Origin of the sequence: Bradyrhizobium sp. BLXBL-01, from assembly GCF_051853025.1 — a bacterium.
Lineage (GTDB): Bacteria > Pseudomonadota > Alphaproteobacteria > Rhizobiales > Xanthobacteraceae > Bradyrhizobium.
The window spans coordinates 7,333,660-7,354,670 of the sequence record NZ_CP182471.1; the positions used below are offsets into that span (position 1 = coordinate 7,333,660).

The 21,011-nt window shown below is 65.3% G+C and carries 15 protein-coding genes and 1 pseudogene; 7 read left to right on the forward strand and 9 right to left on the reverse strand.

Annotation, left to right across the window (positions count from 1 at the left end; all coding sequences use genetic code 11):
* Nucleotides 1-223 precede the first annotated feature (223 nt).
* Both ACNJYA_RS33885 and ACNJYA_RS33890 read left to right on the forward strand, forming a co-directional pair.
* On the forward strand, nucleotides 224-1,321 hold the full coding sequence (locus tag ACNJYA_RS33885; RefSeq protein WP_439403504.1) for an LLM class flavin-dependent oxidoreductase: 1,098 nt from the start codon (nucleotides 224-226) through the stop codon (nucleotides 1,319-1,321).
* A 122-nt stretch (nucleotides 1,322-1,443) separates the two neighbouring features.
* Nucleotides 1,444-1,965 carry a flavin reductase family protein gene (locus ACNJYA_RS33890; RefSeq protein ID WP_210268486.1) on the forward strand — a complete coding sequence of 174 codons (522 nt, stop codon included), beginning with the start codon at nucleotides 1,444-1,446 and terminating at the stop codon, nucleotides 1,963-1,965.
* Nucleotides 1,966-2,165: 200 nt separating this feature from the next.
* On the opposite strand, the gene ACNJYA_RS33895 is transcribed toward ACNJYA_RS33890, so the two are convergent.
* From ACNJYA_RS33895 to ACNJYA_RS33910, 4 genes are all read right to left on the reverse strand, one after another.
* Nucleotides 2,166-4,019, reverse strand: coding sequence for a sigma-54-dependent Fis family transcriptional regulator (locus ACNJYA_RS33895; protein ID WP_439401510.1), 1,854 nt, complete (start codon nucleotides 4,017-4,019; stop codon nucleotides 2,166-2,168).
* 235 nt (nucleotides 4,020-4,254) lie between these two features.
* Nucleotides 4,255-7,560 carry a carboxyl transferase domain-containing protein gene (locus ACNJYA_RS33900; protein ID WP_439401511.1) on the reverse strand — a complete coding sequence of 1,102 codons (3,306 nt, stop codon included), beginning with the start codon at nucleotides 7,558-7,560 and terminating at the stop codon, nucleotides 4,255-4,257.
* 12 nt (nucleotides 7,561-7,572) lie between these two features.
* Nucleotides 7,573-9,291: an AMP-binding protein gene (locus tag ACNJYA_RS33905; RefSeq protein ID WP_439401512.1), complete on the reverse strand. Its 1,719-nt coding sequence runs from the start codon at nucleotides 9,289-9,291 to the stop codon at nucleotides 7,573-7,575.
* A gap of 159 nt (nucleotides 9,292-9,450) precedes the next feature.
* The gene (locus tag ACNJYA_RS33910; RefSeq protein ID WP_439364590.1) at nucleotides 9,451-11,133 is read right to left on the reverse strand and encodes a methyl-accepting chemotaxis protein; all 1,683 of its coding nucleotides are present in this window, start codon (nucleotides 11,131-11,133) and stop codon (nucleotides 9,451-9,453) included.
* 287 nt (nucleotides 11,134-11,420) lie between these two features.
* Here ACNJYA_RS33910 and ACNJYA_RS33915 point away from each other — a divergent pair, with 287 nt between their 5' ends.
* Nucleotides 11,421-11,921 carry a hypothetical protein gene (locus tag ACNJYA_RS33915; RefSeq protein ID WP_212259873.1) on the forward strand — a complete coding sequence of 167 codons (501 nt, stop codon included), beginning with the start codon at nucleotides 11,421-11,423 and terminating at the stop codon, nucleotides 11,919-11,921.
* 14 nt (nucleotides 11,922-11,935) lie between these two features.
* Nucleotides 11,936-12,411, forward strand: a pseudogene (locus tag ACNJYA_RS33920) (hypothetical protein).
* Between the two features lie 3 nt (nucleotides 12,412-12,414).
* Here ACNJYA_RS33920 and ACNJYA_RS33925 read toward each other — a convergent pair.
* The gene (locus ACNJYA_RS33925) at nucleotides 12,415-13,011 is read right to left on the reverse strand and encodes a TetR/AcrR family transcriptional regulator (RefSeq protein ID WP_212259877.1); all 597 of its coding nucleotides are present in this window, start codon (nucleotides 13,009-13,011) and stop codon (nucleotides 12,415-12,417) included.
* Nucleotides 13,012-13,166: 155 nt separating this feature from the next.
* Here ACNJYA_RS33925 and ACNJYA_RS33930 point away from each other — a divergent pair, with 155 nt between their 5' ends.
* Nucleotides 13,167-13,544: a tautomerase family protein gene (locus tag ACNJYA_RS33930; protein ID WP_212259879.1), complete on the forward strand. Its 378-nt coding sequence runs from the start codon at nucleotides 13,167-13,169 to the stop codon at nucleotides 13,542-13,544.
* Nucleotides 13,545-13,581: 37 nt separating this feature from the next.
* On the opposite strand, the gene ACNJYA_RS33935 is transcribed toward ACNJYA_RS33930, so the two are convergent.
* The 3 genes from ACNJYA_RS33935 to ACNJYA_RS33945 form a co-directional block, all read right to left on the reverse strand.
* Nucleotides 13,582-14,448, reverse strand: coding sequence for an urea carboxylase-associated family protein (locus tag ACNJYA_RS33935; protein ID WP_439401513.1), 867 nt, complete (start codon nucleotides 14,446-14,448; stop codon nucleotides 13,582-13,584).
* Between the two features lie 77 nt (nucleotides 14,449-14,525).
* Entirely contained in the window at nucleotides 14,526-15,455 is a 930-nt protein-coding gene (locus tag ACNJYA_RS33940; RefSeq protein WP_439401514.1) for a CobW family GTP-binding protein, read from the reverse strand.
* 3 nt (nucleotides 15,456-15,458) lie between these two features.
* Complete coding sequence (locus ACNJYA_RS33945; RefSeq protein ID WP_439401515.1) at nucleotides 15,459-16,949, reverse strand: amidohydrolase family protein; 1,491 nt, start codon at nucleotides 16,947-16,949, stop codon at nucleotides 15,459-15,461.
* A 333-nt stretch (nucleotides 16,950-17,282) separates the two neighbouring features.
* On the opposite strand from ACNJYA_RS33945, the gene ACNJYA_RS33950 reads away from it, so the two are divergent.
* Together ACNJYA_RS33950 and ACNJYA_RS33955 are read left to right on the forward strand one after the other, a co-directional pair.
* Nucleotides 17,283-17,717, forward strand: coding sequence for a hypothetical protein (locus tag ACNJYA_RS33950; RefSeq protein ID WP_172789028.1), 435 nt, complete (start codon nucleotides 17,283-17,285; stop codon nucleotides 17,715-17,717).
* 156 nt (nucleotides 17,718-17,873) lie between these two features.
* On the forward strand, nucleotides 17,874-18,857 hold the full coding sequence (locus tag ACNJYA_RS33955; RefSeq protein ID WP_439401516.1) for an alpha/beta hydrolase: 984 nt from the start codon (nucleotides 17,874-17,876) through the stop codon (nucleotides 18,855-18,857).
* Between the two features lie 22 nt (nucleotides 18,858-18,879).
* On the opposite strand, the gene ACNJYA_RS33960 is transcribed toward ACNJYA_RS33955, so the two are convergent.
* Entirely contained in the window at nucleotides 18,880-20,697 is a 1,818-nt protein-coding gene (locus ACNJYA_RS33960; protein ID WP_439401517.1) for a DEAD/DEAH box helicase, read from the reverse strand.
* Nucleotides 20,698-21,011: the final 314 nt, after the last annotated feature.

Consider the following 21,011-nt stretch of genomic DNA (forward strand, 5'->3'; position numbering starts at 1 on the left):
TCCTCGTCTCATGGCCAAGACGCCGTCTCGCGACAGATGAGACGATGTCCAGCAGGCTCCCGTCGAGATACCGGCTATTGCGCGGGCAAACCAGTCCTTTCTCTTCAATTCGAGGCTCCGCCGCGCTGGCACACCGCTTGCTCAAGGTTCATCACTCAACAAGCTTCATCACTCAACTCCGTCAACGCGCGACAAGACGCGTCAACATCAGATGAGGAAACCCATGGAGATCGGCTATTTCACGATGCCCTCGCATCCGCCGGAGTGCGGGCTGAAGGAAGGGAACGACTGGGACCTGCAGGTCATGCGCTGGCTCGACGAGCTCGGCTACCAGGAGGCCTGGGTCGGCGAGCACCACACCGCGCCCTGGGAACCCAATCCCACGCCGGACCTTCTGATCGCGCAGGCCTTGATGCAGACCAAGCGCTTGCGCATCGGGCCGGGCGGCTTCCTCTTGCCCTATCACCACCCCGCCGAGCTCGCCAACCGCGTTGCCATGCTCGACCATCTCTCCGAGGGCCGGCTCAATTTCGGCGTCGCAGCTTCGGGCCTGCCGAGCGACTGGGCGATGTTCAACGTCGACGGCATGAGCGGACAGAACCGCGACATGACGCGCGAGGCGCTGGAGATCATCCTGAAGCTGTGGACCGAGCCGGCGCCCTTCACCCACAAGGGCAAGTACTGGACGGTGACCAAGCCGGACACCATGTTCGATTTCCTCAAGCCCCACATCAAGCCGCTGCAGGCGCCGCATCCGCCGATCGGCGTTGCGGGCCTGTCCAAGAACTCGGACACGCTGAAGCTCGCCGGCGAGCGCGGCTTCATCCCGATGAGCCTCAACCTCAATCCGGCCTATGTCGGCAGCCACTGGGACTCGGTCGAGATCGGCGCGGCCAAGACCGGACGCAAGCCGAACCGGCAGGATTGGCGGCTGGTGCGCGAGGTGTTCGTCGCCGACACGGACGAAGAGGCCTGGAAGCTCTCGACCGGCGACATGATGGGCCGGATGATGAGCGAGTACTTCCTGCCGCTGCTCGGGCATTTCGGCTTCAAGGATTATCTGAAGCACGCCCCTGACGTGCCCGACAGCGACGTCACGGTGGAATATTGCGCCAAGCGGAACTGGATCGTCGGCTCGCCCGCAACGGTCGCCGAGAAGATCGAAAAGATCTACGACGAGGTCGGCGGCTTCGGCGTGCTGCTGGTGTTCGGCTTCGACTATAAGCACAAGGCGGAGGCCTGGCATCACTCGCTCTCGTTGCTGAAGAACGAGGTGATGCCGCGCCTTGCGCATCTCGGCTCCGCGAAGGAGGCGGCTTGACCTGTTAGCGGGTGCGGCGCGATCGTGCCGCACCCGCTTCTATTGTCGGAGATTTCCGCGTGACGGTGGACGCCAGTTCTTTCGACGCCAATTCTTTCGACGCTACGCATTTCAAGCAGGCGATGCGCCAATGTGCCGGTGCCGTGGCGCTGGTCACGGTGGGCGCCGATCACGGCAAGCGCACGGGGCTGACGGTGACCTCGGCCTGCTCGTTGTCGGACAAGCCGCCCTCGCTGATCGTCTGCGTCAACCGCAACGCCAGCGCACATGCCCGCATCCGCGAGGAAGGTGCTTTCGCCATCAACTTCCTGCACGAGGATCACGCGCTGCTCGCCCTCACCTTCAGCGGCCAGAAAGGCGTCAATGGCGATGATCGCTTTGCCTTCGGGCAATGGACGCGTGGCGTGACCGGCGCACCGGTGCTGGCGGATGCGGTGGCTGCGTTCGACTGCGTGCTGGCGCAGGAGTTCGAAACGACAACGCATTCGATCTTCGTCGGCGAGGTCCGCAGCGCCTCGCATTCCGCTGCGGCCACGCCGCTGGTGTACCTGCGCAGCAATTTCCATACGCCGCGAGAAATCCGCGAGACGGTCGCGATCGGCGATCTCGACGCACGGCATCTGAGCTGGACGGATTTTTCGTAAGGGGGCGCCGCGCGCTCGGTGCACCTTCTCCCCTTGCGGGAGAAGGTGGCGCGAAGCGCCGGATGAGGGGTATGTCTCCGCGAACTCCGATGAGAGACGTGCTCGCGGAGAGAACCCCTCACCCGTCTCGCCGCTGCGCGGCGAGCCACCCTCTCCCACAAGGGGAGAGGGAAAGGACGCACGCTGCGTGGAATCGAGCGCTACTGCGCCGTCTCGATTTTCAGCTGCTTGATCTTGCGATAGAGCGTCGCGCGGCTCAGCTTGAGTGTACGCGCCGCCTCTGTCACGCGGCCACCATGCTTACGTAGCGCCGCGACAATCGTCGCACGCTCGGCCGCTTCAAGGTCGGGCTCCGTCCGTCCGCCGAACGGCGGCAGATCGAGATCGGCATCCGTGATGACGCCATCTTCCGCCGTGCAGCCGGCAAGCCGCAGCACGTGGCGGAGCTGGCGCATGTTGCCGGGAAACGGATAGGCCGCGAGCTGCGACCATGCCTCGTCCGAGAGCCGGCAGTTCGGCGCCTCCTCGCCCGCGATCTGGCGAATGATGTCGGCGCGGTCGGCGCGCTCGCGCAAGGCGGGCAGGCGCACCTCGATGCCGCGCAGGCGGAAGTAGAGGTCGGCGCGGAAGGCTCCCGCTTCCGCCATGCGGCCGAGATCGCGATGCGTGGCGCTGATCAGGCGGATGTCGACAGCGGCAGGCTTGAGCGCGCCGAGCGGCCAGACCTCGCGGTTTTCCAGAACGCGCAACAGGCGCGTCTGCAAGCCGATCGGCATGTCGCCGATCTCGTCGAGGAACAGCGTGCCGCCGTCGGCCTGCACGATCAGGCCCTTCGAGCCCTCGCGCCGCGCGCCGGTGAAGGCGCCGGCCTCGTAGCCGAACAGCTCGGCGTCGATCAGGCTTTCCGGCATCGCCGCGCAGTTGAGCGCGACATAATTGTTGCGCGCGCGGTTGCTCGCACCGTGAATGGCCCGCGCGAACACGTCCTTGCCGACGCCGGTCTCGCCATGCAGCAGCACCGGCAGATTGTGATCGCCGATGCTTCGGAGCCGCTTGACACTTCGGATCAGGCCGGGGTCGCGGCCGGCGAGCCGATGCAACGCGTCGAAGCGATCGACCGGCGCATCGCGGCGCGGCGCCTGCGATCGCGCACGCAGGGGCGGAGCAACATGCCCCTGCCCCAACGGACGACCATCGCCATGGTGCAGCTCGACGATCTCGCCGGTGCCACGCGCGGCGTGATGATCGAACTTGACGTAGCGCGACAGGTCGATGCCGGAGCCGATCATGCCGTCGGTGAGGCCGAGCAGCGCACGCGCCGAGCGGCAGGCGCCGACGATGCGGCGGTCGTCGTCGTAAGCGACGAGGCCGCTGCCGCCGTCACCGGGCACGGTTGCGATCCAGGCATTGCGGAAATGACCGCGGAAGATCGCACCCTCCATCCGCCGCGTCGCCTCCATCGTCACCGCGAGTGCAAGCTGATGCGCGGCGCGCTCCAGGTCTTCGCGGCAGGAGGTGATGTTGATGGCACCGGCGAGCCGGCCGGCCTGGTCGAACAGCGGCGCCACGGCGCAGGAGAACATGTGCCATTGCGCGCGAAAATGCTCGTCGCGATGCACCAGAATCGGCTTCTCCTCGGCCAGCGCGGTGCCGAGCCCATTGGTGCCCTCGCAAGCCTCTGCGAAGTTCGAGCCGGTGTAGATCTTCCAGTCCAGAAACATCCTTGCGTCGGCTTCGCCCGGCAGACGGCTGAACAGCATGGTCGCGTTCACATCCGCGAGATTGACGCAATAGCCGGCGTCGCGCAGCACGCGGGCGAGATCGTCGAGCTCGGGCGTGACGAGCCGGATCGTCTCCTCCATCGGCCCGGCGACATGACGGATCTCGGCTTCGGTGAGCGTCTGCGGCGGGCCCTGGCGGGCGGGATCGAGCTTGTGATTGACGAGGCAGCGCCGCCAGGAATTGGCAATCCGCGAGGAGGCATCGACGTCGGCCACATGATTGGCGACGGACAAGACACGGGCGACATGGTTCGAGGCCGAGAGGCTGGCCATCGCGGACGTCTCCACCCTGTATTATTGTGCAAAGTCTGGCACCGCAGGCGGGGATGTCAATTGGGAACCGGAACGCAGTTGTATGGCGCGATGGCCCAGCGCCGTCATGGCCGGGCTTCGTCCCGGCCATCCACGTGTTACAGCGCGCGCCAAGGAACGTGGATGCCCGGGACGAGCCCGGGCAAGACGGCGTTGATATGGATTGCCTTAAGCTGACCGGGTTGCTGCACCGCCCTCACCACGTGTCGATGCACGGCCGCTTCTTCGCCGTCCTCGGCGCGGGCTTCGGCACTGTGCGCAGACCGGCCATGATCCAGCGCCGCGTTTCGGCGGGGTCGATGACGTTGTCGATCTCGAACACGGAGGCGATCGAGACCGCTTTGCCGTTGGCGTAGAGCTCGGCGACCTTGTTGCGGTAATAGGTCTCGCGCTCCTCGGGATCGGCGATCGCCTCCATCTCCTTGCGGAAGCCGAGGCGGACATAGCCCTCCAAGCCCATGCCGCCGAACTCGCCGGTCGGCCAGGCCGCGGTGAAGAACGAGGCGTGGAAGCCGCCGCCGATCATCGATTGCGCGCCGAGACCGTAGCCCTTGCGCAGCACAATGCCGAACAGCGGCACGGTGAGGCTGGCGCCGGTCACGAACATGCGGGAGACGTGGCGCACGATCGCGGTCTTCTCCGCTTCCGGGCCGACCATGAAGCCGGGCGTGTCGCACAGCGAGACAACAGGCAGATCGAAGGCGTCGCAGAGCTGGAGGAAACGCGCGGCCTTGTCGCCGGCGTCGGCATCGATAGCGCCGCCGAGATGGCGCGGGTTGTTGGCGATCAGGCCGAACGGCTTGCCCTCGATGCGGATCAGCGCGGTGATCATGCCGACGCCGTAGTCGCGGCGCAGCTCCAGCACGCTGTCCTTGTCCGCGACGAGATCGATGACGCTGCGGATGTCGTAGACGCGCAAGCGGTTCTCGGGGATTGCGCGGCGGAGCAGGCGCTGGTCAGCGGCCTCCCACTGCGTCACCGCGCCCTGGAAATAGGACAGGTATTTCTGCGCGACAGATGTCGCCTCCTCCTCATCCTCGACCAGGATGTCGATGACGCCGTTCGGCGACTGGAACGAGACAGGGCCGACTTCGGCCGGATGATAGACACCGAGGCCGCCGCCCTCGATCATCGCCGGGCCGCCCATGCCGATCGATGCGTTCTTGGTCGCAATGATGACGTCGCAGCAGCCGAGCATCGCGGCATTGCCGGCAAAGCAATAGCCGGAAACGACACCGACCACTGGGACGAGGCCCGAGAGCCGTGCGAACTGCACGAAGGACGGACCGTCGAGGCCTGTCATGCCGAGCCGGTCGGTATCGCCAGGCCGGCCACCGCCGCCTTCGGCATAGAACACCAGCGGCACGCGCCAGTCTTCCGCGAGGCTCAGCATGCGGTCGATCTTCTTGTGGTTCATGTGGCCCTGCGTGCCCGCAAGCACGGTGTAGTCATAGGCGACGACGATGCAACGCGCGCCTTCAGGCCCGAACTTCTCTGCATTCACCGTGGCGACGCCCATGACGAGGCCATCGGCCGGCGTGTTCTTGATGAGATCGTCGAGCTTGCGCCGGCGGCGCTGCGCCGCAATCGCGAGACTGCCGTACTCCATGAACGAGCCGTCATCGACGAGCTGGGCGACGTTCTCGCGCGCGGTGCGCTGGTTGGTGTTGCGACGGCGCTCGACCGCAGCGGGGCGGTTCTCGTCGAGCGTGTTGGCCTGGCGGGCGATCAGCTCGGCGAGGTCGGGACGGATATGGTCGAGATCGACCTCGGCTTCCGCCGTCGTGCTGTCGGCGGCGACGTCGAGGGGCTCGAGACAGAGGATCGGCTCGCCATGCATCAGCGTGACCCCGTCGCCGGCGACGAGCTTCATGACCCGGCCGCCCTGCTCGGCCATCACCAGATGCTCCATCTTCATGGACTCGATCACGGCAAGCTGCTGGCCGGGGCGTACGATCTCGCCTTCTTTCACCTGGATGGTGACGATGGTGCCTTGCAGGGGCGCCGCGACCATCACCGCGCCTTCGGGCACGGCTTGCGCGACGTGCACCTCCGCGCTGTGGCCACCACTACGCTCGGCTGCTGCGAAATAGAGCGGCTTGGCGGCGCCATCCGATGCTTCCACGAGCTTGGCAATGTTGCGGTCAATGAAATCGGTCGCGATGCGGTTGGTCCTGAAATCGGGATGTGCGAGCACCGCATGAAGGAAGGCAATGTTGGTGACGACACCGTCGATCCGGAACTCGCGTAGCGCCCGGGAGGCTTTCGCGACCACGTCATGCCAGGCCTCGCCTGGCGTGTGCACGATCACCTTCGCCAGCAGCGAGTCGAAAGCGGCGCTGGTCTTGTAGCCGGCATAGCCGAAGCTATCGACGCGCACGCCGGGGCCCGATGGCGGCTCGAACACGGCGAGAACGCCGCCGGTCGGATGCGTGGCGCCGGTTTCGTCCAGCGTTTCCATGTTGACGCGAAGCTGCATGGCATAGCCGCGCGGCTTCGGAATGGATGCTTGCGCAAGACCCAGCGAAGCCAGCGTGCTGCCTGCGGCGACCGCGAGCTGGGCGCGGACGAGGTCGAGACCGAGCACCTCTTCCGTGACGGTGTGCTCGACTTGGAGCCGCGGATTGGCCTCGATGAAGGCGAAGCTGTCCTCCGCGGTGCCGTCGACCAGAAACTCGAACGTGCCGAGATTGTCGTAAGACGCCGCACCCGCCAGCTGCTTCGCCGCCTCGATGATGCGGCCGCGCAGGGCATCGCTCAATGATGGGCTCGGCGCCACCTCGATCAGCTTCTGGTGCCGGCGCTGGATGGTGCATTCGCGCTCCCAGAGATGGGAGATCGCACCATGGCGATCGCCGATGATCTGGACCTCGATGTGGCGCGCCTGCCGGATCAGCCGCTCGGCATAGACGCCGTCGAAGCCGAACGCCGCCTTGGCTTCGGACTGACAGCGCGCATAGGCTTCCGCAAGATCGGACGCGTTCTCCACCACGCGCATGCCGCGGCCGCCGCCGCCGGCCATCGCCTTGATCACGATCGCAGCGCTGCTGCCGAGCGAGGTAAAGAATGCCGTGATCTCCTCGAGGCTCGACGGCCCGCTGGTGCCGGCAATGATCGGCACGCCGCAGCGTTTCGCCAGCTGACGTGCCGCGACCTTGTCGCCGAACAGTTCGAGCGCGGCCGGTTTCGGCCCGACGAAGGTGATGCCGGCATCGGCGCAGGCCTTCGCGAATGCCGCGTTCTCGCTGAGGAAGCCATAGCCGGGATGCACGGCATCGCACGCCGTGCTCTTCGCCGCCTTCACCACGGCCTCGATGTCGAGATAGGCCCGCGCGCCGCGGCCGGGGATCTCGATCGCCTCGTCCGCGACGCGCACGTGCAGCGACAGCGCATCATCGGCGGGATGGATCGCGACCGTCGCGATGCCGGCATCGGCCGCCGCGCGTGCGATGCGGATGGCGATTTCGCCGCGATTGGCGATCAGGAGCTTCTTGAACGACATCGTATCTCTCAACTATACGACAGGAGGATTTGGGTTGAGGTCCTGCTTCCTGACCTTGCCCGTCGCCGTCAGGGGCAGCGCATCGATGATGCGGACTTCCGGAACCTTGTAGACGGCCATGCGCTCGGCGCACCAGGCGCGCAGCTCCTGTTCCGAGACCGTGCCGATCGCTTCCGGCTTGAGCTGGATATAGGCGACGGGCACCTGGCCCTTGTCCGGATCGTCGCGGCCGACCACGCCTGAGCCCAGCACCTTCGGATGCTGCCCCAGCAGCGCCTCGATCTCCGGCGGAAACACGCTCATGCCCTTGACCTTCAGCATCTCCTTGCGCCGGCCGAGGAAGTGCAGAAAGCCGTCCTTGTCGATCGTGCCGATATCGCCGGTGCGCAACCAGCCGTCGACGAGTGATTCCGCCGTCGCCTCCGGCTTGTTCCAGTAGCTCTTGAGCAGCGACGGCGTGCGCACGCGGATCTCGCCTTCCGCCCCGAGAGGCAGCAGCGCGCCGGTCTCGAAATCGGTGATCTTGAACTCGGCCCCGGGCACCGGCAGGCCGACGAAGATCGGCTGGCTGTTGAGGTCGAAATCCCCGTCCTGAAAGCCAGCGGTGAAAGTGTTGGACGTGTGCGTCTCGGTCATGCCCCAGGCTGCCTCCATCAGGATCGTGCCGGTCAGATCCTTCCAGCGCCTGCGATAGCCGGCGTTGAGCTTCTTGACGAAGGAGACCACGCGCACCTGTTGCAGCGACGACAGGTCGAACTCGCTCCAACGCGGATGGTCCATCATCTCGACCGCGCTGTCGACCGGCATCGCCGTGATCGTGACCTTGTACTTGTCGATCGCCGCCATCGCACCGACGGCGTCCCAGCGCGCGAGCAGAACCAGCGTGCCGCCCGAGAACAGCGGAAAGATCAGGCCGGAATTCTCGCCCGCAATCCAGAACTCCGGAAAGAACGACAGGAACACGCTGCTCTCGTCCGAGGGAAGCGAGATGCCGTAATTGGCGGCGGCCGTGTAGACCATGTCGCGATGGGTATGCACGCAGCCCTTCGGCATGCCGGTGGTGCCGCCGGTGTAATTGAGCGCGGCGACATCATCGAGGTGAGGCGGCGGCAGCGGCGTCGGTGCGGGCATTGCCGCAAGCGCCGGCAGGAGATCAGTCGCGGCAGCGATCGCGACGCGCGGCGTGCGGATCGAGTCCGGCGCGGGAAACGCAGGCGCCGCCGGCACGACATCGGCAAAGCTGGTGACGATGATCTCGCGCAACCGCACCTCGCTCTTCACCTGCTCGACGACGGGGATGAGCTGGTCGAGCGCCACGATCACATCGGCCTGGGTGTCGTTGAGCTGGTAGGACAGCTCGAACGCGCGCGACAGCGGGCTGATGGGAACGTGGACCGCGCCAAGCTTCAGGATACCGAAGAACACGACGTGGAATTGCGGGCAGTTCGGCAGGAAGACGGCGACGCGATCGCCTTTGCGCACGCCCTTCGCCTGCAGCAGCGCCGCAAAGCGATCGCTCTGCCGATCGAGATCGGCATACGTGGTCACATGGCCATAGAAGATCACGGCGGGCCGCTCCGGACTCCGCTTCGCCCAGGCGCGCAGATATTCCGTCAGGGGAACTTCGCCATGCAGATAATTCGGCGAGCGCGGCAGATCCTTCGGCCAGGCCTTGTCCCACAGGCCGCGCAAATTGGCGAGGTAGTCCTTCTCGTCGAGGCCCGCGTTCATGACGTCCTTCCCGTGCTGCTTTTCTTTTCGGGACGGCACGCACGTGCCGCCAGTCGACGTCGCTACACGTCGAGCACGGCAGACTTCATGTCAAGGAAAACAGTCTCCGCATCACGGCCGATGCCGCGACGCGGAAAAAGATCACCTGCAGCGCTTCAGTTACGCTGCCCGCACGCCCGCAACGAAGGCGCCGACCTCGTCCTGCAGCGATTGCAGCTTGTGCGTCAGCCGGCCGCTCGATTGCAGCACGAGGCCGGCGGCCTGGCCGGTCTCGGCGGTCGCATCGGTGACGCCGGAGATGTTGTGCGAGACCTGGTCGGTGCCGGAGGCCGCCTCCTGCACGCTGTGCGCGATCGCCTTCGTGGCGGCGCCCTGCTCCTCGACCGCGGCGGCAATCGACGAGGAGATCTCGTTGACCTCCATGATGGTGGCGCGGATGCTCTCGATGTTGCCGACGACCTGATTGGTCTCGGCCTGGATCGCGGTGATCTGCGCGCCGATCTCGTCGGTCGCCTTCGCGGTCTGGCTCGCCAGCGACTTCACCTCGCTCGCGACCACCGCAAAGCCCTTACCGGCTTCGCCCGCGCGAGCCGCCTCGATGGTGGCGTTGAGCGCGAGCAGATTGGTCTGCGAGGCGATCTGGTTGATGAGGTCGATGACCTCCCCGATCTTGTGCGCGGCGGCGGCAAGGCCCTGCACGGTGTCGTTGGTGCGCTGGCCGTCGGCGGCGGCCTTGTCGGCCACTGTCGCGGCCTGTGCCACGCGCTGGCTGATCTCGGCGATCGAGGCCGACAATTCGCCGGCGGCGGAGGCCACCGTCTGTACGTTGCTCGAGGCCTGCTGGCATGCGGTGGCGACGAAGCTCGCACGATCGCTCGCCTTGTTGGCGGTTTCCGACATGCCCTGCGCGGCCTGTTGCATCGCGCGCGCCTCGTCGAAGACGTCGCGGACGACGGCCTGGACGCTCGCCTCGAACTTGCCGGCGAGATCGGCCATCGTCTTGCGCTTCTCGTCGTCGGCCTTCTGCTTCAGCTCCTGCTGCTCGGCATGCATCCGGCTCACCGCCGATGCATTGTCCTTGAACACGGCGAGCGCCTTGGCGAGGCCGCCGACCTCGTCGCGGCGGTCGGTGTAGGGCACGTCGAAGGCACTGTCGCCGGCGGCAAGGCGCTCCGTGAGCGCGGTGATCCGGGCCAGCGGCCGGGTGACGCTACGGCCGATCAGGAACGAGGCCCCGAGCACCACGACCAGCACCGCGAGACAAATATAGGCGAAGGTCATCGCGTTCTGGCGGAAGGCGGCGTCGACGTCGTCGAGATAGATGCCGGTGCCGATGATCCAGCCCCAGGGCGCAAAGCCCTTCACATAGGAGATTTTCCCGACCGGCTGGTCGAAGCCGGGCTTCGGCCAGAGATAGCCGTAGAAGCCCGCACCGTGCTTGGTGACGACGTCGACGAAGCCCATGAACAGCGCATTGCCGGCGGGATCCTTCATCCCGGAGAGATCCTTGCCGTCGAGCTCGGGCTTGATCGGGTGCATGACCATCCTGGGGGTCATGTCGTTGATCCAGAAATACTCGACCTTGTCGTAGCGCAGGCTCTTGATCTCGGCCATGGCGCCGGCCTGCGCCTGCTCGCGCGAGAGTTTTCCTTCGCTCTCGAGCTTCTGGTAGTGCGCCAGGATGCCGTAGCCGACGTCGACCATGTGCTGGGTCTTGGCCTGGCGGTCGGCGACCATCTGCGTGCGCAGGGTCGAGAGCGCGACCGGCGCCAGCGCGATCATGCCGAGGAGGCTGATGCCGACAATCAGGACCAGCTTGAAACTGATGCGGGAGAAAATCATCGGTGCTCACAGGAATTGGAAGGGCTGATATGCCAGTTTATCCCGCCCCCCTTAGCAAAGCCTTAAGCATTCGGGTTCCGGCATCCGCAATTGTGCGGGGGCGGGCGGCCCTGCTGCTCATCGCTGCGGGCGAGCGACCGACCGCGTCCGAGATACGAATTCTTCCAAACTAGAACACCTCGACATCGCCTCTCCGCGCGTTGACTTGGAGAGCTCTCTGGCAGAACGATCGGCGCAGATCATCCGCGCCAGCGCTGGCGTGAGCGCAGCCAGAGCCAAGAGGCACAATGCATCGATCGACAGACACAAGGCCCCTCGACCTTCCTGCGCTGTGCGCGGCGGAGCGGCTCTTCATCTGGGGATTTCGCGCGAAGGCCCGCAGCGGAAGCGCCGTCCCCACGGCGGCCGATATCAAGCAGGTGTACGACCATTTCCGCGTCGGCGATGCCGTGCTGTCGCTGGAATCCATCATCGAGATCTTTGCCTGTACCGCGCATACGGCGATCGAAGTGCACTGCCCCACCTGTCCGCGCATGTCCGACAGCGAGCACGGCATCTTGAGCGCAATTGCCGCGGCCCAGCAGGATCGCGTCGATGTCGCGCGCGAGCAGTTCGAGCGCTGGCTGCCGCCGGTCGGTGCCGATTGGGCGCTCGCGCCGGTCCAGGGGCTTGCGACGATCTTCCGCATGGCCGGCCTCATCCTGCCCGACCGTCACGTGCAGTCTTTCGAGCATGACCGGATGATGGCGATGAAGAGCTGGTTCGTGGGCAGCGCGACGTTGCATTGACGAGATCACTCACGATGCGGGCCATTTGCGATTCTGCGCCGAAGCCGGACGCGGGCGAGCCGCTGCTCGTCCGCTTCAAGCCGCGCTGGCGACCCGGCCGAGCATCGACAGCTACGATGATTTTTCCCGCGTCGCGCTGGCACTGTTCCGCTTCATCGGAGCGGCCTATGCGACCGGCGCATCGGATTGCTGGGAAGCGGCCTATCGCTTTGCCGAGGACGCTCCCGGCATTGCCGACAGCCCGCTGCTGGTTGCGCGCGCGGCAGCGCTCGTCAGGATCCTGCGCGGCGACCGGCCCTGCGAGCTGTGCTTCATGCCGCCGTCCTGCAGGCGGCTTTCCAAGGACGAGGCGGAATTGATGCGCCTGCTGGCAGTCGCGCGCCGCAAGCAGCCGGGCGAGCTCGGGTCGGTGGTCTGCCAATTCGTCGGCTCCGGGAAAGAGGACGCGACAACGCAGGCGATCAACGCGCTGGCGCTGGCCTGCTGCTGACACCTAACCTCCCTTCTCGAGCACGAGATCGATCGCGTGCGCGGCGATCTTGCGCAGCTGGGCTTCGTCGCCATAGGCGCGTTCGAGCACGGCAAGGCCGCGCGTCACCGTGATGATGTGCAGCGCTGCGGCCGCCGGATTGCCCTTGAACTCGCCACGCTTGGCGCCCGCCGACAAGGTGTCCTGAACCAGCGTGGTGATGCGGGAAACGAGGCTCGCAAAGGCCTGGCGCGCCTCTTCGTCCAACCCTTCGCCTTCCGCCGGGCCGAGCTCCATCAGGCCGCGCGTGGTCGGGCATCCCCGCGGCGGCGAGCCGGAACGGAAATTGGTGATGGTGAGGTCGAAGAACGCGGTGAGGCGTTTGCGCAAAGACCCCGTCCCGAGCGCTTTTTGCAGGGCGAGCAGATAGTCCCCGGCGTAGCGCTCATAGGCCTGCAGGAACAGCGCTTCCTTGCTGCCGAACGCATTGTAGAGGCTGCCGCGCTGCACACCGGCGTCGCGCGCGATGTCCGATAGCGAGGTGCCGCGCACGCCCTTGCGCCAGAACTGGTCGAACGCGATGCGCAGCACGTCGTCATGGTCGAACTCGCGCGGCCTCAAATGTTGCTCCTCAAAATATTTGACACTTCGTCAAGAACATGCTTTCTCGACATCGTGTCAAAAACCAATTGGGATTGATATCCCGTTTCGTCAAGCCGACGGCCGGCGCGGACCATGTGGCCGGCCGATCAGGCCCGCATGCAAAGGGACGTACGATGCCTCTCCTCCACATCTCGATGCGTGCCGGAAAGCCTGACGACTACCGCCAGGCCATCCTCGACAGTCTCTATCGCGCCATGCGCGAGGCGCTGAACGTGCCCGAGGGCGACGCGTTCATGGCAATCACCGAGCATGAAGCAGCGAACTTCCGCTGCGGCAACGCTTACGGCGTGACGCGCAGCGAGGACGCCGTGCTGATCCAGATCACCGTATTCGCCTCGCGCACCCCCGAGCAGAAAAAGGCGCTGTACCGGCGGATCGCCGAGTTGCTCGGCGAGAACCCGGGCATCCGGCCCGAGGACGTGTTCGTGAACGTGCTCGACGCCCCCAAGGAGAACTGGTCGGTGGGGCACGGCATCGCGCAATTCGCATGATGTGCACGGCGACGGACTACCGGTCGAGGACTGAGATTCAGCTTCCCGCATGCGTACCGTGGTGACGGTGATAAGCACTCGGCGAGGGCCAGGTCCAGCCCTTCAGGGTCGTTCGATCCGGCTCGAAGATTTCGATCTTGAGCGGATGGCATGCCGCGGCATCGCTGGAATGGGTTGCGCTGCAGTCTCCACCGGGACAGGCCGACAACGCGCCGAGCAGGTCGATCTCCGCGAAAAACTCGATGAAGTCGCCGGGGCGGACCGGACTTGCCTTCATGAAATACTGGTGCGTGTCCTTGGTGAAGCCGGTGCACATGAAGACGTTGAGCACGTCGTGGACATGATGCTCCACCGCATGCGGCTCCATCTTCAGTTCGGTCGCCAGCGCACGCGACAGGTTGGAGTGGCAGCAAAGATCGTAAGCCGTGCCGCTTAGCAGGAGATTTGTGTAGGGATCGCAGCGCGTGCCGATCACATCGTGAATGCCGGCGCCGTCCGCGTCGAAGCCGTACCAGCCGAGCGTATCGTGACTGATGGTCGCCATCGGCCGAAGATAGGGCATATTGCTCCAGAGCCGGTCACCGATGCCGACATGCGTGCCATGGAGCGCCCGCGTCTTGCCGCTGAAGAAGCGCTCGGAGAGATTGTCGGCGTTCCAGAGATTGAGGTCGCCGACCTGAGGGCCTTCGATGCTGACGATGCGGAAGAACTGGCCGCGCGCCACGCGAAAGGCACGGGCATCGCGTGGCGGTACGATGAACTCGTGCGTCTTGATCATCGCACGGCGGGCAGCTTCGAGCGTGGCCATATCCGGCCCGGGCATCGTCCCGGCCGGATAGACGATGGCCTGCTTGGCGGCACGGCGCGAGGCGGCATCGGCGGGGGCGGGTAGGATATTTGGCATTGTTCGGTCTCGGATCGACGCAGCAAGAGAAGGGGGCGGTGCCTCCCGGCGGAAGCGGTTGACCCTACCGCCTTGCCTCAGCCGCCCGCAACACACCCCTCCATGATCCCGTCGAGCTCGGCCTTCGAGAGCACGCCGAGCTCGGCGATGAAGACGATCCGTGTCCGCGGCACGCCTTGCGGCGGCGCCTCGCCGAGCGCCAGCGTGGCGCGGCCGGCGGCGAACTGAAACACCATCTGGCGTCCGGGCTGCTCGACGGTCTCGAACAGGCCTTTGGCGCGGGCGAGCTTCGGCGCGAGCCGGCTGATGGCCTGCTGCAAGTGCGGCAGCGAGATCGGGTGATCGGAGATCCAGCTCAGCGTCTCGAAGCGCTGCTCCACCGGCCGTTTCGGTCCCGAATCGCGCGGCGCGGGCGCGCGATCGGCGGCCGTGGGAAACAGCAGCGCAGAGGGTATCTCGCCATGGTGTGCGTCGACCACCACGGCGGGGACGCGCTGGGCGCGGATGGCTTCGCGCATCCGCGTTCCCGCGGCCGCGTCCGCAAGATCGAGCTTGCTGAGCGCCACGATATCGGCGACGCGCAATTGCGACCGCAGCAGCGCGTCGTCCAGGGCCGATGGCGGTGTCCCCGCGTCGATCACGCAGAGCACCGTTTCCAGCGGCGCCTCGCGCAGGATCACCGGGTCCATCAGGTTGCGCACGATGTCGGCGGGATCGGCGACGCCGCTGGTCTCGATGACGATATAGTCGGGCTTGGGATCACGGCGCAGCAGCGTCGCGAGCGTGCGCAGCAGATCGCCCTCGAGCGAGCAGCAGATGCAGCCATTGGCGAGGCTGACCACGCCGTCGCTCGCGCCCGCGATCAGCTCCGCATCGATGTTGATGGCGCCGAAATCGTTGACGACGGCGGCGATGCGCCGCCCGTCCGCATGCGCCAGCAGATGGTTGACGACGGTGGTCTTGCCGGCCCCGAGGAAACCCGTCACCAGGAGAACCGGGACCGGCATGGCTCAGCTCTCCACGACGGGGCGCCGCACCGGTCTTCCCGGCCGCGCCGTCACATCGAGAATGCCGTCGCTGATCAACGGCTGACCGCTGACGATCAGGTGCCGCACGCCTTCCGACGGGCGGTTCATCGCCGTGAAGGTTGCGTGGTCAGAGAGCTTCTCATAGTCGAACACGACGATGTCGGCATCCGCGTCCTTCGTAAGCCGACCCTTGGCGCGCATCGCCGGCGTGCTCTGCGACAGGATCTCGGCCGGGATCAGCGCGCATTTGCGCACGCCTTCCAGCAGCGACACCGCCTTGCGCTCGCGCACCCATTCGCGGATGAACTTCGTGAAGCAGCCCGCCGAGCGCGGATGCGAGGTGGCGTCATCCGGAAGCGGCCAGGCGTCGCCGGTATATGTCGAGCCGTCGGACAGCGTCCACGGCATCGCGTCGGAGGCGATGGCACCGCCGGGATACAGCACCGACATGTCGAGCAGGTCGCGGTGATGCGCATTGTTCTCGGTGTCGAGGATGTGCCAGAGCACCAGCGAGGACGGCTCTTCGGCCTGCGCCTTCAAGAGCTCCTCGCGGTCGTGGAAGCGGTAGCCGTCGGTGACGCGCTGCACGGAATCGTAGCCAGTGCCGTTGCGCTCGACGAATTTGGGATCGCTGAAGAAGGCGGCGGCCAGTACGGTCGAGCCGGTGCCGTAAGGATAGGCCTCGACCGTAATCGGCAGTCCTTGCGCCTGCGCCTTTTCGATCAGCACGCGGCAGCGCTCGATGTCGGTCTTGCTCGACGAGTTGAAATGGCAGATGTGCATGTGCGCGCCGGTGGCGCCGGCATAGCCGATCAGGCGGATATAGGCTTCCACCGCGCTCTCGGGATCGATGCGCGACATGAAGGCGACATGGGTGAAGGTCGGCACGTCATTGGCCGCCGCGAGCTGACACACCGCGGTCAGTTCCTGCACGCCGGCGCCGGGCGCATAGGCGTTGAGAATGCCGATGCCGATGCCGCCCTCGTTGAGGCCGCGCCCGAGACGTTCGAGAATGCCTGCGACCTCCGCATCGGTCGCGACGTTGTCCATCCAGCGGCGATCACGCATGGCGTTGCCGAACGCCTCCAGCGAGCTCTCCGCGTTGGAGCCCGTCATCGCGCCGATGCGGGCAAAGGCCCAGTTGGTGGCCGCGCCGTAGTTCAGCACGCGGCCCTTCCGCGCCTGGCGCTCATACCAGGACGCGACCGGCAGCACGCCGGCCTCGAGATCGAGCGTCGTCGTGACACCGTCGAAGGCCTGCATGCGGTCGGCCGGGATCGACTGGCCATGGGCGTGCAGGTCGATGAAGCCGGGCGCCACCACGAGGCCTGTGGCGTCGATCACCCGCTCGGCGCCGCCGAGACCCGTGCCCATGGCGGCGACCTTGCCGTCCACCACCGCCACATCACCGACGGCGTCCATCCCGCTCGCGGGATCCACCACCCGGCCGCCAGAGATCACCAAACCACTCATCTCGTCACTCCGAAAAGCAAATTGCCAAATCTCCAAAGGCCCGGCAGCAGCTTCGGAGGCGGAACGCATAGTGCAGATTCTGGGGAGAACGGCCACCACCACGGACGCCGAGGCGGCATGCTTGCTGGAGGCAGGTCCGTGCTGGGAGAATTTCGGCAAAGTGGAATATCTTTGGCGGGAGGGATTGACAGCGGATCGGGGTGTTTTGCCCGTCGACGCCGGGCCTGTTGCCTTCTGGACACTGGGAGGGTTCATTGCCTCGAAGGACTATCCGCCTATACTCTTCGGGTCGATCGCAGACATTGCGCCGTCGTTCCGTTGGCAAGGTGTCCCATGCCCGTAAAATTCGGAGACATCGTCCAGGCTTTTGAATTTGCCGACATCGACGGCGGCATGGGGCAATGCCACACCTTCGTCTGCAGGCAGACAGGAAAGATCTACTACCAGTTCGATCAGGACGACCTGGAGGAGATCGAGGATGACGACCTGCCTGACGATATTGAGGACCAGACCAAATACTTGAAGATCCCGAACACACGAGACCTCGACCTGGGCAAGCCTCTCGTGATTGCCTTCGTCCGCGAGTTCCTGCCGAACGATCTCGACGACGTTCGCTACATCTTCAGCAAACGCGGCGCCTATCAGAAGTTCAAGGGCCTGCTCTCCCGACGAGGAGCGATCGATGCCTGGCATCACTACCGCAACAAGGCGACGGAGCGGGCATTACGCGACTGGTGCCAGATCCATTCCATCGAGATCGTCGACTGACCCGGCATTCACTTGAACGCCATGACATGCGCGAGGCGGCTCCGCCGCGATCTCGCCTCCATTGTCATTCAGAGAGCAGATGGGGCGATGCTGTCGGGGGCAAGTTCCGATGGGTTCCTTGTGATAGGCCGACGTCTTCTACACACAAATCATTCCATGTCGCGCCGCGCGTTTCTCGGCGGACTCCTGTCGGCAGGGAGCGCGCTCGCGCTCGGCGGATGCGCCGGGCTCGGTGCGACCGGGGCGCGCTTTGACGCATCGTCACTGTCCGCTGACCCCACGTTGCTTGTCGTCACCACGCGCAAGCCCGTCAACGGTGCCCGCGCGAAACCCTGGTTCGGGCCGGAGCGTGCGACGAGCATGACGGTCGCGCGGGCGAAGCTGGCGGCGCCGGACGAGAGCCGACTTTCGCTCGCCTCGGTTGGACTCGAGGATTGGCGTCTTGACCGGATCGAACCGGTGCCGACTGACGCCGGCGATCTCGCTGCGCAGGCGGGCGGAGGAGACGTGCTGATCTATGTGCACGGCTTCAAGCAGACATTCGAGACGGCGGTACTGGATGCGGCCCATCTTTCCGACGGGATCAAGTTCCGCGGCCGGACCATGGCATTCTCCTGGCCATCCAAGGCAGGACTGTTCGACTATGCCTATGACCGCGACAGCGCGATGTGGTCGCGCGACAATTTCGAGCGCGTGCTCTCGGCGCTGGTGTCGGCGCCAGGCGGCGGCCGCGTGCACATCGTCGCGCACAGCATGGGAACCATGCTGACGCTCGAAAGCCTGCGCCAGCTCCATGGGCGATACGGCGACACGGTGACGAGCAAGATCGGCGCGGTGGTGTTTGCCGCGCCCGACATCGACATGGACGTGTTCTCGTCGGCGATCCAGCGCATCGGTCCGCTCGCCGGCAAGATCACGGTGATCGCCTCGACCAACGATCGTGCACTGGCACTGTCGGGGCAGCTCGCAGGCGGCATGACCCGCGTCGGCGCGGCCGAGAAGGCCGCCATCGCGGGGCTCGGTGTGCGCGTGGTCGATGCCTCCCAGGAAGGCTGGGGCATCATCAACCACGATCTGTTCCTGTCGAATACGGAAGTGCAGAAGGTGATCCGCCGCTCGATCGACGGCACGACGGCGTGAAACAGCGCCTGCACGCATTCGTCTAAGCGATCAGGCGCTGCACCAATGCCGACTCGCTCGAATACGTCAGGAGCGCCTCGTGAGTTGCCCGGGTGACCCCGACATAGGTCAGGCGGACACATTCCTCGACGGTCTCGCCGTGGCGGCCGAGCAGGCCCAAGCCGGCAATGGCGACGCAGGGAAACTCCAGCCCTTTCGCGCTGTGCATGCTCAAGAACCGCACGGCCACCCGCTTGACCGAAACCCTGTTGCGATTGTCCTTGGCCATGTCGATCGGCACGCCATGCCTGGCGAGAATCTGCGCGACCCGCCCGCCGATCCAGTGCTCCGGGTAGAGACACGCCATCTGCGACCACTCGTAGCCGGCTTTTTTGCGGTCGAGAAACCACTCGGCGACGCAGTGAGCTTCTGCGTCGATGCTCACGCACCGCCGCACGTCCGGCTCCAATCCCTGCCGGCCCGCATCTTCCGGCAGCAGGATGGCGTGCTCGTCGTCGGCCGTGATGCCGGGAGCGCCGATGACGTCCGCGGCGAACCGTCTTGCGAAGGCAACGATTTGGGCGGTGTTGCGATAGTTGACCTTCAGCACGGTCGTTCTGCCCTTGGCTTCAATGCCGAGCTGGCTCCACACCGGGCGCTCACGCCCCTTATAGATGGCCTGGATATCGTCGTAGACGACCATCAGCGCCTTGGTGCGCGGGTTCACCATCTTGGCCGCAAGCGCGAGCCATTGCGGCTCGAAGTCGTGTGCCTCGTCGATCAGGACGGCGTCGTACTGCTCTGCCGGGATATGGCCTTGATCGACCGCCTTCACGACCTCTGAAACGCTCGCAGCCAGGCGCTCTGCGTAGTCTGGATAATCTCGCTCGGATGGGGCGGGAATCCCGTAAGTCCGCAGCATCCGGTAGCACCACGAGTGGAAGGTGAGAACCTGAACGCGGTCCTCGACGCCCCTGCTCTGCATGGCATCCTCGAGCCGGCCGGCAATGCCGTTGGCGTAGCACAGGATGAGCACCGGCTTTGCCGCCGCACGCGCCAGATACTCGGCGCGAAAGGCGAGGATCAGGGTCTTGCCCGATCCGGCGACGCCGCGAATGATGCGATGCCCCTCGCCCAGGCTGCGCGCGAACTGCTCCTGATGCAGGTCCATGACCGCAAGCGTGCGATCCGAAGAATCGGCGCGAGGCGCATCGTCCAAAGGCAGGGCAATCTGCCGTATGCGAATCTCCGGAAACAGCAGCGCGCGCAGGCGGTCGAATTGCGGCATGGACAGCGGCCCTTCGAGACGCGGATGAACCATGCGCCATAATCTCGACCGGAATTCCTCGGGGTCCGCGCCCTCGGTCATCTCGTCCTTGAACAGGCAGAGATGCTCGCAGAACACCTCCTTGAGATCGGTCTGGTCGAACTGCTTGCGCGTGATGTTGGTGAACACGGCCCCGAAGCCGAACGGAACGATGGACCGGCCCGCGAGGCGATGCCCCCGCGGAAACAACAATTGCCCGTCGCGCTCCAGCGTGCGCACGACCTCGAACGTATATTTGCGAGCCTGCTCCAGCGGATTGCTTTCCCGCACCTCACCACGACTTGTCAGCAGCTCGACCTTCGTCTTGTCCGCTGAGACGATCGTCTCCAGGCGCCAGTCCTTCACCTCGAGCACGAGCAGGCCGTTCGCGGGATGAATGATGATGAAATCCGGATGCCGGTTGCGAGGCCCGACAGGCAGGTTGTGCCAAACGACGGCGTTCTCTTCGAGGAAGTCCTTCAGTCGTTCCGCCAGTCGTAGCTCCCCACGGCTATCGAAGCGCGCGAAGCCGAGACTCGGGATCAGGATTGCCATGTCACGACCGCGAGCACCATTAGCGGACCACCTTGTGAGCTACGTGCAACAAGGCGGTCTCTCCAGGCTCACATGGTTGCCTAGAGTGTGCGGGTTTTCAATGGCTTAGGATTTGGATGGCGCGCTTTTCAGAACAACATCGCAAACGCTTATGTCATTGAAATTATTATATAACTTCGACGATGCCTGATGTCACCAAACGGAGCGCAGCCGGCGCCGGTTCGAAGGAGGAGGCGCAGTGCGGCATCACCATACTCTCCACCGCTGGACCGTACGATTGGCTGACCATCTCGCCATGAAGTTGGTCAACCATG